This window comes from Olivibacter sp. XZL3 (genome assembly GCF_004368405.1).
Classification (GTDB): Bacteria; Bacteroidota; Bacteroidia; order Sphingobacteriales; family Sphingobacteriaceae; genus Olivibacter.
In genome coordinates, this window is sequence record NZ_SBJH01000001.1 from 38,166 (window position 1) to 51,156 (window position 12,991).

Annotated in this window: 10 protein-coding genes; 7 read left to right on the plus strand and 3 right to left on the minus strand. The window is 43.9% G+C overall.

What is annotated here, in order from left to right:
• Positions 1-16: 16 nt before the first annotated feature.
• Together EPX21_RS00180 and EPX21_RS00185 are read left to right on the plus strand one after the other, a co-directional pair.
• On the plus strand, positions 17-982 hold the full coding sequence (locus EPX21_RS00180; protein ID WP_134087658.1) for an NAD-dependent epimerase/dehydratase family protein: 966 nt from the start codon (positions 17-19) through the stop codon (positions 980-982).
• Between the two features lie 61 nt (positions 983-1,043).
• Complete coding sequence (locus tag EPX21_RS00185; protein WP_134087659.1) at positions 1,044-2,336, plus strand: HAD-IB family phosphatase; 1,293 nt, start codon at positions 1,044-1,046, stop codon at positions 2,334-2,336.
• A 41-nt stretch (positions 2,337-2,377) separates the two neighbouring features.
• Here EPX21_RS00185 and EPX21_RS00190 read toward each other — a convergent pair whose 3' ends face one another.
• Entirely contained in the window at positions 2,378-3,505 is a 1,128-nt protein-coding gene (locus EPX21_RS00190) for a TlpA disulfide reductase family protein (RefSeq protein WP_134087660.1), read from the minus strand.
• A gap of 241 nt (positions 3,506-3,746) precedes the next feature.
• On the opposite strand from EPX21_RS00190, the gene EPX21_RS00195 reads away from it, so the two are divergent.
• On the plus strand, positions 3,747-4,811 hold the full coding sequence (locus tag EPX21_RS00195) for a branched-chain amino acid aminotransferase (protein WP_134087661.1): 1,065 nt from the start codon (positions 3,747-3,749) through the stop codon (positions 4,809-4,811).
• 47 nt (positions 4,812-4,858) lie between these two features.
• Here the strand turns inward: EPX21_RS00195 and EPX21_RS00200 are convergent, their stop codons facing one another.
• Positions 4,859-6,634 (minus strand): hypothetical protein, encoded by a 1,776-nt coding sequence (locus EPX21_RS00200; RefSeq protein WP_134087662.1) that lies wholly within the window; start codon positions 6,632-6,634, stop codon positions 4,859-4,861.
• Positions 6,635-6,700: 66 nt separating this feature from the next.
• Complete coding sequence (locus EPX21_RS00205) at positions 6,701-8,359, minus strand: hypothetical protein (RefSeq protein WP_134087663.1); 1,659 nt, start codon at positions 8,357-8,359, stop codon at positions 6,701-6,703.
• A gap of 238 nt (positions 8,360-8,597) precedes the next feature.
• On the opposite strand from EPX21_RS00205, the gene miaB reads away from it, so the two are divergent.
• The 4 genes from miaB to EPX21_RS00225 all read left to right on the plus strand — a co-directional run bounded on the left by miaB (position 8,598) and on the right by EPX21_RS00225 (position 12,981).
• On the plus strand, positions 8,598-10,031 hold the full coding sequence (miaB, locus tag EPX21_RS00210) for a tRNA (N6-isopentenyl adenosine(37)-C2)-methylthiotransferase MiaB (protein WP_134087664.1): 1,434 nt from the start codon (positions 8,598-8,600) through the stop codon (positions 10,029-10,031).
• Positions 10,032-10,147: 116 nt separating this feature from the next.
• Complete coding sequence (locus tag EPX21_RS00215) at positions 10,148-11,386, plus strand: sigma-54-dependent Fis family transcriptional regulator (RefSeq protein ID WP_134087665.1); 1,239 nt, start codon at positions 10,148-10,150, stop codon at positions 11,384-11,386.
• A gap of 30 nt (positions 11,387-11,416) precedes the next feature.
• Positions 11,417-11,923, plus strand: a complete 507-nt coding sequence (locus EPX21_RS00220) for an LptE family protein (RefSeq protein ID WP_134087666.1) — start codon at positions 11,417-11,419, stop codon at positions 11,921-11,923.
• A gap of 17 nt (positions 11,924-11,940) precedes the next feature.
• A complete protein-coding gene (locus EPX21_RS00225) occupies positions 11,941-12,981 on the plus strand; it encodes a hypothetical protein (protein ID WP_134087667.1) in 1,041 nt (346 codons plus the stop codon).
• The last annotated feature ends 10 nt before the right edge of the window (positions 12,982-12,991 follow it).

The following is a 12,991-nucleotide window of genomic DNA, read 5'->3' on the forward strand; positions in this document are numbered from 1 at the left end:
CTATAGGAATAAGACGGTGATATTAGTTACTGGTGGAACAGGTTTTTTAGGTTCAACGCTTCTTAGGCATTTACTGGCCGACGGAAATAAAATTCGGGCGATTAAGCGTCAATCTTCGACCGTCCCTCCGGATCTCTTGGATCATCCAAACCTCCAATGGTGGGAGGCAGATATCAGCAATTACTTCGAACTCGAAGACGCTTTCACCAACGTTACAGCGGTTTATCACTGCGCGGCGATGATTTCTTTCGAACCGCGTGATAAAAAGAAAATTATCAGCATCAACCGGAATAGCACGGCACATATTGTCAATCTATGTATACAATACGGCGCCCGTTTGTTATACGTTAGTTCGGTAGCCGCCATTGGCAAACCCAAACCTTCGCAAAAGATGGCAGATGAAACCGATCTGTGGGAGTTTGACGGCACCCAACACGGCTATGCAATTTCTAAATACGAAGCAGAAATGGAGGTATGGAGGGGAACTGTCGAAGGTTTGGATGCCGTTATTATTAACCCTTCGCTCATTATTGGCCATCAAAGCGGACCGGAAAATACAGGGGCAATTTTTAAATTACTGAAAAGTGGACTCCGTTATTATGCCGGCGGTAGTGTAGGCTTAGTAGATGTAGAAGATGTTGCCAGAGCTGCCATCATTTTAATGAACAGCAAAGACATACAGGCTGAGCGCTTTATCATCAACAACCAAAACATGAGTTACCAACAGCTGTTTAGCGTCTGCGCCACTTACCTTGGCCGGCCGGCCCCGAATAGATTGGCCACCCGAAATATGCTCGGGATTGCTTGGCGGGCAGCAAAAGTGCTGTCGTGGTTTACAGGCAAACAACCCGGCTTAACGCGGGATACCGCACGCGCTGCTTGTGAAAAACAAGCGTATTCAAATGCGAAACTAAAGGAAAAGGTAGGTTACGCTTTTAAGCCGATTGACCAGACACTAAAAGAAATTTGCGCGCATATTTAAGCCCGCATGAGATAGATCCTTTACGATTATTGACATAAAAGAAACAAATCCCTGCATCGCAATGAAAAACTATTACATCATTGATTTCGACAGCACTTTTACACAAGTTGAAGCACTTGATGAGTTAGCCCGGATTTCCCTTGAACATCATCCGGCGAGAGAATCGATTTATACAGAGATAGAAAGGCTCACCAACGCCGCTATGGAAGGAAAGATATCTTTTCGTGAAAGTCTTGCCGGCCGTGTTAAACTGCTTGAAGCGAACAAATCGCACCTGGAAAAACTAATTAGTATTCTAAAAAAGAAGGTGTCCTCCTCTTTCTCCAGAAATCGCGTTTTTCTGCGGGAACACAGCGATGATGTATTGATCGTTTCCGGAGGTTTTAAAGAATTTATCACACCCGTGGTAAGGCCTTACGGTATAAAGACCGAAAATATTTACGCTAACACCTTCGTTTTCGATGACGAAGGAAACATCATTGGTTACGACGAAAACAACCCTTTATCGGATGAGGGAGGAAAGGTGAAGTTGCTCAAAACGATGAAGCTCGACGGTACTATTCACGGGATCGGCGATGGCTACTCCGATTTTCAACTAAAAGAATCGGGGTTGATTGAAAAGTTTTATGCCTTTACGGAGAACATAGAACGCAAATCGGTATCGGAGAAAGCGGATCATATTACGCCCAGTTTAGACGAGTTTTTATATGTTAATCACCTTCCTAGGGCCATTTCGTATCCTAAAAACCGTATTCTCTGCCTTATTGTGGGCGATGTACCTGAGATTGCCACGCATTTACTCCGACGCGACGGCTTTTCGATCCGTCAGAAGGAAACGTTGGAAGCTAAATACGTTAAAGATATCGGTATGCTCCTATTGGCCAATGGTACCTTTATTACAGATGAACAGCTGTCTCAAGCTGAAAAGCTGAAAACGATTGGCTACCTGGGCAACAGTAAAGGCTATATTAATCGGGAACTGTGTAACGAGATGGGTATCGTTTTATTTGACGACAAAAAGAACAAGAAGCGAAACGGCGAGTTTATTCCGAAAAGGATGGCCGATTTCATTAACAAAGGTGATACCGTAATGAGTCGCAATTTTCCGAACATGCAATTACCTCGAATGCATCAAGCCCATCGTCTCATCCATATCCATAAAAATGTACCGGGCATTATGGCGCAGATCAACCATGTTTTTGCCCAGCACCATATCAACATAGTCGCGCAGTTTTTAATGACCAAGGGAAATATTGGCTATGCGATTACAGATATCAGTAAAGGCTATGACGACTTGCTCCTTAAAGAATTAAGACAGATTACAACCACGATAAAATTGCGGATTTTATATTAGAAAGAGGCCGTCTATCACTTTTTAGACGGCTCCATTCATATCTATTGCAGTATTTCCGCCAGCTTGGTATGCAAATCTTCGCCACGGAGATTCTTGGCAATAATCTTACCCTGCGGGTCTAACAAAAAGTTAGCAGGTATACCGCGAACACCGTAGAGTTGAGCAGCGGCATTATTCCAGAATTGGAGATCAGAAACCTGGGTCCAAGTTAAGCCATCATCATTAATTGCTTTAAGCCAAGCCTCTTTGCCATTGGATCGATCTAGGGAGACTCCTAATACCGTAAAATTCTTATCCTTATATTTATTAAAAGCAGCCACTACATTCGGGTTTTCCTGTCTGCAAGGCCCACACCAACTAGCCCAAAAATCGATAAGCACATACCTTCCCTTAAAGGATGAAAGTGCAACGGGCGTACCGGTCGTATCGTTCATCGTAAACTCCGGGGCCTGCGAGCCTACGCTCGTCCCTTTCGCGACATTCAACAATTCACCATATGCTGTACCTATTTCAGTTGCCTGCACTTCCTGCGACAGACTGCTGTACAGCTCTTGGGCGCGCTCATAATCCCGGCCCGGATCCACGGTCGAGCGTAGGGTATACAGACTTACCATCGAGTTGGGTTTACTCTTGATAAAGTCGGCAGTAATTTGCATTTGCTTGTTTTGCAATCCCTCATAAAGCTGTTGAAAATTCTTCTGAAACGCCTCGGAACTTCTTTCTTCATCCGAAGCGCCATAATAAAGCGCCATCATCTGTGCTTGATCGGCTTTCAACACATCCATTGCCTTATTGAGGGCCGCCTGATCGACGTTTAGTGGCGTACCGCCCAATGTAGCGCGACTCAATGAATCGGCCGACTGAACGGTAATCGTTCCCTTTTCGAGGAAGATGGGGAGCATATCAGGTGCTTCAAGCTGCATTACGGGCTCCCCTTTATGCGCCATTACCAACACTGCGTTTATGGGATTTTGCACCGTTCCTTTAAAGGAAAAGGCGCCGTTTACCAGATCACTGGAATCGAGCTGATTAGCCCCATTCAAGCGATATGACACATAGGCTTTGGCCGGTGCGCCCAAGTTTCCTACCTTTCCTTTAATTTCATATTCCTGTTGTGCATTTGCCAAAGATGGCAAAACCAGTAACGCACCGATAATAAATTGTTTCATGTACACTTGTTTTTATGTAGGATACCAGCTGACAAAATCATTGCTAAGCGGCCTACGTTAGCATAAAGTATGTTAGTCGACAGGCAGCTCCGATAAGGAGTATACCTATTACAAATGTAACATTAAAATTAAGGAAGGGAAACTTCCTTTCTTTCATCGTTGAAATTTAGCCAACATGTTACAAGTAGTTATCTTTTTTTCCTAAATTGCGCGGGCATACAACGTATATAATATTTTCACCGTGGCACATCCTTACGAAATTAAAGTGGAGTTAACGAAAGACTCACAATTAGCAAAGGTTGACTTCAACAACCTTAAATTCGGGCAGATTTTATCTGACCATATGTTAGTGGCTGATTACGACGATGGCGAATGGAAAGAAGTCAAAATTGTCCCTTATGCTAACCTCAGTCTGAACCCAGCTACGTCCGCCTTGCATTATGGACAGGCTATTTTTGAAGGTATTAAGGCCTATAAGTTTGACGATGGTCGTGTAAGCATTTTTAGGCCCGACAAAAATCTCGAACGTTTCAATAAATCTGCTGTCCGTTTAGAGATGCCAGAAGTCCCTCAAGAGATTTTCATTGACGGATTAAAAAAGCTGATTGACATTGACCGCAATTTTGTGCCGTCAGTTGCTGGCGCTTCCCTTTATATCCGTCCCTTTATGTTCGGTACGGAGCCGGCTTTAGGCGTCCATCCTTCAAAATCTTATAAATTTATTATTATTACAGGGCCGGTTGGCGCCTACTACAACAAGCCTTTACGTGTAAAAGTGGAAACCTATTTTACGAGGGCTGCATCAGGCGGCGTAGGGTTTTCAAAAAATGCGGGCAATTATGCGCTTTCGCTCTATCCTACGAGGCTTGCACAAGATGAAGGTTTCGATCAATTGATCTGGACCGACGCAAAAGAGCATAAGTATATTGAAGAAGCTGGCACGGCCAATCTGGTTTTCATGCTTGGCGACACCTTAGTGACTCCGGGATCTGACACCGTTTTACAAGGCGTTACCCGCCATAGCATTATGGACCTAGCAAAAAGCTGGGGAATCAAAACGGAAACACGGAATGTAAGCGTGCAAGAACTTATCGATGGCATCGAGTCCGGTAAGGTGAGCGAAGCTTTTGCCGCCGGTACCGCCGCTACTTTAACCCCCATTTCGGAAATCGGTTATGAAGGCAAGATCTATAAATTAAGTGATCCGGCAACCCGAGCGTTTTCCAACAAAGTACTCGATTATCTCAACCAGCTTCGTTACGGCAAGGTTGACGATCCTTTTGGATGGAACCTGATAATAGGATAATATGGTAGTTTGTCGATTATGGCGGCTCTGCGCCATAATCGATAAATTTACTTTTCTTCCTTCTCCTTCTTTTTATTAAAAATCCCTCTAAAAAATTTTTTCACTTTTCCGACGGCTTTATCTGCCCCTTCTGCCGTGTTGGTCAATAACGCTTCGCGCTTTTTATCGATTCCCACGCTGGCTTTAACACCTTCAAACAGGCTCTTCCACAAAAAATTAAAAAAAGAAGCCGTTAAAGGCCGTTTATAATTGATCGGCCCCGGATGAAACTTTTCATTTGCATCTGGATTACTATCATTGATTAAGAACTTATTTGCTAGTATAGAGACCATCCCCTTTTTGGATTTAGCGCCATCGCTGTCCTGAACGATAATTTTAACTGCTAATTTCCGGTAAAAGAAGTCGACCCTACCGACTGCTCTGTATTCATCGGCTTTTACATTGAAACGAAGTCTATCAAAGTAACCGGAAGCGACCTCAACCATCGCCAAAGGCTTTGTTAAAGGGTTCAGGGCCGTTGCGTTCATGGCCGTCAGCGAACCGTTGTAGGTAAAAGCGCCACGTTTATCAAGCATATCGAACTGAAAATTTATGTGGAGCTTGCCATTGTTCATAAACTTTGAATGAATATCTGCTGTCATATAGGGATTGCTTACCAGCGCAAGCGAATCGTTCGTTACGTGACGGAATGTGGCACGGGTATCATTGAAAGTCACCCGCCCCGTCTGTCCGCTTTTTTGGTTATATTCCAGGTAGCTAATCAACGTCTCCTTTAAAGTGAGGGTATCTATTTTAATCGGGAAGGCCAGCTTTCTTAACTCCTGGTGCGGGAATTTACCGACTTTTTCAGTTGCCTTTTTCTTAGGATAACTCGTATTCTTATAAATTTCGACTCTTGATTTACCCAAAACCACTTGTCCGGCATACAGTTTTTGTTGCTTCAAGAGCTTAGGCAAGTCGATTTCGTTAATACTGATAGTATCGAAAGCCAGCTCAAAACGCTCCTGTGCTACACCGGCTTTCTTATAAAAGTCCACCTTGTTATAACGAGGCATAAGCTGCAATCCACTCAGGACGATTTTTCTATCGGCCGATGTGAATTGAATCCCTTTTAAATCAATATAGTACAAGCTATCTCCGGTTGCGATACGGTAATCGTCCATTTTAAAATCAACGGAACGTGCGTTGTAAAAACGCGCGCTATCACGCTGTGACGTCGAATCCACCCGCAGATCCGCAATATTGATATTCACATTCTTCAGTCGGGTAGTCTTTTCTTTCTCTTCATTCCGATTCGTATAGGCGACATTTACATTTTCAAATGCGATATGATCTATTGTTAGTTCATTCACTATTTTGGAAATTTTCTGGTATAAGGTGCGTCTATCTTTTGATTCGATGGTGTCATTATAGGCCTGCGTTTGATTGACTACCTTAATATCGGGGTTTTCCACAACGATTTCATCAATATTGAGTTTTCTTTCCGTGTAAATCCGCTTAGGATGAAAGTTACGAACTGCCACCTTCGCTACCGAAACGTCGTACAGGTTATCGGGCGCCTTTCTGTTCGCTTTCAACTGATTATATACGTTGGTGTCGGGCCTGAGTTTAAAATTATATAGATAGGCGTTTCCGGTAACCATGTTAAAATCCAAATCATCATATGACACTTGATACAAGCTATCGCTGGAGTCCAAGACAATGGCATGTATGCGTTCATTTAAAATTGGTTTCCAGTGGTTCCCCAGATACCATACGCCGGCGATAATGACTAGCACCAGTGTCACCAAAATACCGATTACCCACCTCCAAAACGGTTTCATAAACGTGCTCGATCTATTTATATATTCAATGCTAACCTAAATGCACAAGAAAAGTTTGATTGTTCGTTAAATCTCGGGCAGTCCTAAATTACGTTTTAACCCGGAATAAAGGGCTTTCCACATCAGGTTAAAAAAAGTATTTTCTTGCGGATGTTCATAATAATGGCGTGCAATACGGGCGGGTTCATTCTTTTGCGACGGGTTATCCGTCTTTATGGCCAGCCAGTTAATGAATAAAGAAAGCACTCCTTTCTTTTCCAATTTACCACTACGAACGTCTAAAGCTGCAACTTTCAAATCGTTATAATACATCTCAGTTTCAACATCGGCGCCGTACCTGTTCGCTTTTATATTAAATTGCAGGGCTTTAATATAACCTTTCTCAGCACGCGCCAGGGTGATCGGCTCCAATAACTGATTGTAAAAGGGGGCAGGAGCGCCTTCTAGCGCGCCTTTGTAAGTGAAGGCCCCGTTCCTGTCGCTCATGTTGAAGTGTAGATCCAGTGTCAGCTTTGGCTTCCCCAAGAAATAAGTCGACAAATGCCCGCTCACCCAAGGATTACGCTTTAGCTCTCGCTTATCGTTACTCACATGCCGAAAGTTGGCATTCAGGTTCTTAAAGAAAACTAAACCGGCCCTACCTGATTTTGGATTCAGCTCTTTATAATATACATCCGTATTACGAATAAACACATCGCCTATGGTAATCGGCAGTTTTAGTCGCTGAAAAGCAAGCGCGGGAAAGTTATTCGAGGCCATCGTGGTCTTTTCCGGCATACCTTTATCAGCATATACGCGCACAACTGCATGGTTAATCACAAGGCTGTCGACCCCGAGGCTTCCTTGTTCCAGCCATTCATTAAACCCTACTCCGAAGGCTTCTATTTTCGGAAAAAGCAGGTCATACCGGTCTTGTTTATATTTCAGCGACTTCGACCACTGCGCCTCTGTGTACTTCGGCAGAACGGCAAAAGAATCTATACGAATCCGCCCTTCATCACTCGAAACCACTAAGTTTCCTAACTGAAACCGGTATAAGCGCTCGCTGCTTAGGTAGGTCACGCCTTTACCGTATATACGGAACTTTTCCACAAACGGAACGGCACTCGAATCCGCACGCCCGCTGCGGCGTTGGCCGAGCGAGATATTGCTGGCATAGGCGTCTATATTCTTCAGCCAGGCGCCCTGCTTCGTCTGCATGTCAACCGTGCGGTATTGAATTGATTGTACAGTGGTTTCACTGATCGTTATTCTGTTTTTGATGTTTTGAAGCTGTTCCTGTAAGGACTTTTTTTCTCCGGCCTTATGTGGAAAGATAAAGCGTGTAATAAGAGGTTCGGTTATTAGGAGATTGGAAATATGCAGCTCTTTGCTCCATAGAAATTGAAGCAAGCCAAATCCACTTATATCAATTTTCTTCGCGGTTACCTCGAATAGCGTTCCAATCCCTTCGGCCTGCAATCGGCCGAGTCCCATTGTATCTGGAATCAATTGGATTTCCGTTGCGATCAACTGTCCTTTAAACAGGTTTACTTCGGCCGTTTTAAAACGAATCTCATAAATACCCTTACTTTCCTCTTTAACAGCGGCCTGCAAGGTGGGGGGCACTTTACGTTCAATGATCCGTTCGGCGATGAAAACCACTATCAAAAGGGTTGCGACGGTAAAAACCGTCCACAACCCTATTTTCATGCTCCTACTCTTTCCTTCTTTTATTTCTGGCATATATTGTCATTATCGCGCCTTAAGAGTAGGCTAAACGATGTTATTGAATAGGTTTGATATTATCTCAGTCGATAAAAACAGATCTAAAGATAAAAATCTCTTTTAATTAACACCAAATCAGCGAAATTGTTCATTAAGCACCAAGAGCACGCTAAATTCGCCCGACCACAACACTTAGCTGACAAACTGTCACAAAAACCAAAATTTATTTGTAGTTTTGTAGCCTTAAATCATGGCTATGATCGAGACAGAAATGAGTTTAAAAGAACATGACGAGTCGCGCCAAGGAGAGGCGGTTATGTTAGGTGATAAGGAAAAAGCGAGCGGACGCAAATTATATATTGAGAGTTATGGCTGTCAAATGAACTTTGCGGACAGCGAAATCGTTGCGTCTATACTATTAGACAAGGGTTTTAGCACGACTTCTGACTATAAGGAGGCAGATGTAGTTTTTATCAACACCTGTTCCATCCGCGAAAATGCGGAGCAGCGCGTGCGAAATCGTCTAAAGGAGTTCGAATCTGCTAAATCGAAAAAGCCAGGAATGATCGTAGGCGTTTTAGGCTGCATGGCTGAGCGCTTAAAGTCGAAATTTTTAGAAGAGGAAAAGCTAGTTGACGTGGTGGTAGGTCCCGATGCTTACCGCGATTTGCCGAACCTAATTGAAAAAGTAGACGACGGTACGAGAGCGGTTAATGTATTGCTTTCCCGCGAAGAAACCTATGCGGATATCAATCCGGTGCGACTAAATACCAACGGTGTCACCGCATTTATTTCCATTATGCGCGGTTGCGACAATATGTGTTCCTTTTGTGTGGTACCCTTTACCCGTGGAAGGGAACGCAGCCGCGACCCCTATTCCATTGTTCAGGAGGCGCGGGATCTTTTCAACGCCGGCTATCGGGAGGTTACTTTGTTAGGACAGAACGTTGACTCTTACAAGTGGGCTCCACAAGGGGATGAAGCCGGAGTAGATCGTACACCTATCACCTTTGCCAAGCTATTGGAGATGGTGGCTGCGGTTGATCCCTTGCTGCGGGTGCGCTTTTCTACGTCCCACCCCAAAGATATTACCAATGAGGTGCTCTATAGTATTGCCAAGCATGAGAACATCTGCAACTATATACATTTACCGGTACAATCCGGAAACAGTAGGGTATTGGAGCTGATGAACCGCACTTATGACCGTTCATGGTATATGGAGCGCGTGGATGCCATCAAACGCATTATTCCAGATTGCGCTATATCCACCGATGTGATTACCGGCTTCTGCAGCGAAACGGAGGAGGAGCATCAGGATACCCTTTCGATGATGGATTACGTTCAATACGACTATGCCTATATGTTTGCCTATTCGGAACGCCCTGGAACGCTTGCCGCCAAGCGCTATCAAGATGACATTCCGGAAGAAGTGAAGAAAAGAAGGTTGACAGAAGTGGTCGAAAAGCAACGCGCCCATAGCTTGTTCCGCTTACAGCAGCAGGTAGGCAAGACGCATAAAGTGTTGATTGAAGGCTTTTCGAAGCGATCTGACAAGGATTATTGCGGACGAAACGATCAAAATGCGATGGTCGTTTTTCCGGTGGATAATCGCTATAAAGTAGGCGACTATGCCTATGTGCTGGCCGAAACGTGCACATCAGCTACCTTGATCGGTAAGATTGTTGATTAACAAAAAGCGATTCCAACGCTCTTTAAAGAGTAGCAGACTACTTTAGAGCTGGTCATTTTTTCATCCATAAAAGCGAGAAGCCAAGCTTTTTGGAGCAAAAAATATTAGTAGAACAAATGGATATACAAGATATAAAAAATAGATTTGGTATTATAGGCAATTCGCCTTTATTGAACAGGGCTATCGATGTCGCTAGGCAAGTAGCTCCAACCGATATCTCTATTTTAATCACCGGCGAAAGCGGTAGTGGGAAAGAGGTGTTTTCGCACATTATCCATCAACTGAGCAGTCGCAAACACGGTGCTTTCATTGCTGTAAACTGCGGTGCTATCCCAGAAGGCACCATCGACTCCGAACTATTTGGGCACGAAAAGGGGTCCTTTACCGGCGCCCATGAAGCAAGAAAAGGCTATTTTGAAGTGGTAAATGGCGGGACTATTTTCTTAGATGAGGTTGCCGAATTGCCCCTGAGTACCCAAGCACGTCTGTTGCGTGTCCTTGAGTCAGGAGAATATTTACGGGTAGGCTCTTCGAAAGTACAGAAGACCAATGTGCGCGTAATAGCAGCCACCAATGTAGACGTTTACGAGGCTGTAAAGGCTGGTAAATTCAGGGAGGATTTATATTACCGTTTAAACACCGTTCCTTTACGTATTCCTCCCTTACGGGATCGAAGAGAAGACATTCACTTACTTTTCAGAAAGTTTGTGGCCGACTTCACCGATAAATACAGAAGTCCGAGCATACAGCTTACCGACGACGCACAGCAATTGCTGAGCAATTATAATTGGCCGGGAAATGTAAGGCAGTTGAAAAATATTGCCGAGCAAATAGCCGTCCTTGAAAAGGAAAGGCTCATTACCTCCCAAATATTGCAAACCTATCTTCCTGCCGAGCGGACCAGCACATTACCCATGCGCTTGGAAAACAAAAGCGGCGAGGACTTTTCCGAAAGGGATTTGCTCTATAAGGTATTGTTCGACATGAAGAAAGACATGGTCGAATTGAAAAAATTGGTCGTTGAATTATTAAAAAACGGCATTAATGCAAATACGATTTCTGATAATTCCCCGTATTTAAATCAACTATATAGGGAAGTACAGCCTTCGTCGACGAGCAGTAATGAGAGCTTTTCGCCGCTGACAATCCACCAACCGGCTGCTAATAAAGAAAATTTCGAAATAGCGCCGCATGCGGAAGAAGTGGAAGAATCCTTATCGCTTGTCGAAAAGGAATCCGATTTAATCAAACGGGCGTTAAAAAAGTATAAAGGGAAGCGTAAACTGGCGGCTCAGGAATTAGGAATTTCTGAGCGTACTTTATATCGGAAGATCAAGGATTTGAATTTAAGTTAGGACAACGCTGAATTGTTAGCAAGTAAAAAGATGTATAGAGCTGTTAGAGTATTATTTTTATTGGTCCCATTTTTATTAACGCTTCAGTCATGTGGCGTATATAAGCTGAATGGCGCCTCCATTCCTGAAGGAATGAAGACCTTCGATGTGCAGTTTTTTGAAAACGCTGCGCCTATTGTTGTTCCTTATTTAAGTCAGCAGTTTACGGAAGCGCTAAAAGAACGTATTCGTAGCCAATCAAGATTAAGCCAGGTAACCTCTGAAGGCGATGCTATTTTCGAAGGGCGCATTACCGGTTATGCCATCACTTCAGCCGCCGTAGGCGGAACGAACGATCGTGCGCAAGCCAATCGCCTGTCTATCACGGTAAGTGTTAAATATGTAGATAACATTAAGCCCGACAATAGCTTTGAACAGAGTTTCACCCGATATCAAGATTTTCAGGGCACCGTGCAATCGCAGGAGCAAGCACTGATAGAAGCGATTAACCGACAATTAACCGAAGACATTTTTAACCGAGCTTTTGCCAATTGGTAAGCGTAACATCGTCTACAGTGGAGCATCAATCGTTATTACGGCATAAGTTTAATGGATTCCTTGCAGATCCGACCCAAATTAAACGAGAAGATTTGGCGTCGCTTTTGCGCGCCTATCCCTATAGCCACATACTATGGTTTTTAGAAGCTAAACGCTGTGCGCAAGAAGACGGCGATCAGCAGCGTATTTTCAACAAGGCCTGTTTGTTTGCATCCGAGCCGGAACAACTTTATAATTTCGTTTATAACCCTCCCCTCAACGACTTTACATTAAGTCAGGATGATGCCGTGGCTAAATTGGATCAGGTATTGGGACAGGAACGTTCGCCGGAAGATACCGCCCCGGAGCAGTCGGTTTACGAACATATTGACTTAGCAGAGGAAATAGCGGCCGAGGAGGATCTCGCCGTTTCCACGATAGAAGAAGAGACCAGCCCGCTGGAAGAGACTTCTGAACGTCTTCTTAACGACAATACCGAGCCTATTTCAGCGGAGATAGAGACTCTCCCCTCCCATGAAGCGGAGACAGAGACGCGGGAAGATGTTTCAAAATACGATGATGATTTAATGCCCTACACCTTTGTTTGGTGGCTCCACAAAACGCGCTTGGCATATGCAGACACTTATCAGCCTTATGCTTCAAAGAGAAAACCTTCTTTAAAAAAGATTACCAACGATCTTAGCGACTTGGTTTTAGATCAACAGATCCGGGAGAATATTTTTCATCTGCAAGAGCCAGAAGAAAAACTGAATATTCAGGAAAGCAGAACGATCACCTTTAAAGTACCGAGAAAAACAGACGAGATTATTGAGCGCTTTATTAAAGAAGAACCACAGATCCGTCCGCCACAGGCCAATAAAATAAGCCTCGAAAACAAAGCAAGGCAGAGCGCCGAAGATCAATCCTCTTTTGTTTCGGAGACACTCGCCCAAATCTATGTAGAACAGGGACTTTACCACAAGGCAATTGACACTTACCTGAAATTAAGTTTGAAATATCCCGAAAAAAGTGTTTATTTTGCCGACCGTATTAAAGAGTTAGAGAATAGAATTAATTAACCACATAAAG

What these genes read in the sequence shown, in the direction of transcription:
- EPX21_RS00200 (WP_134087662.1), bottom strand. Translation starts at nt 6,634, where the DNA reads ATGAAACCGTTTTGGAGGTGGGTAATCGGTATTTTGGTGACACTGGTG.
- EPX21_RS00220 (WP_134087666.1), top strand. Translation starts at nt 11,417, where the DNA reads ATGTATAGAGCTGTTAGAGTATTATTTTTATTGGTCCCATTTTTATTA.
- EPX21_RS00190 (WP_134087660.1), bottom strand. Translation starts at nt 3,505, where the DNA reads ATGAAACAATTTATTATCGGTGCGTTACTGGTTTTGCCATCTTTGGCA.
- miaB (WP_134087664.1), top strand. Translation starts at nt 8,598, where the DNA reads ATGATCGAGACAGAAATGAGTTTAAAAGAACATGACGAGTCGCGCCAA.
- EPX21_RS00205 (WP_134087663.1), bottom strand. Translation starts at nt 8,359, where the DNA reads ATGCCAGAAATAAAAGAAGGAAAGAGTAGGAGCATGAAAATAGGGTTG.
- EPX21_RS00215 (WP_134087665.1), top strand. Translation starts at nt 10,148, where the DNA reads ATGGATATACAAGATATAAAAAATAGATTTGGTATTATAGGCAATTCG.
- EPX21_RS00185 (WP_134087659.1), top strand. Translation starts at nt 1,044, where the DNA reads ATGAAAAACTATTACATCATTGATTTCGACAGCACTTTTACACAAGTT.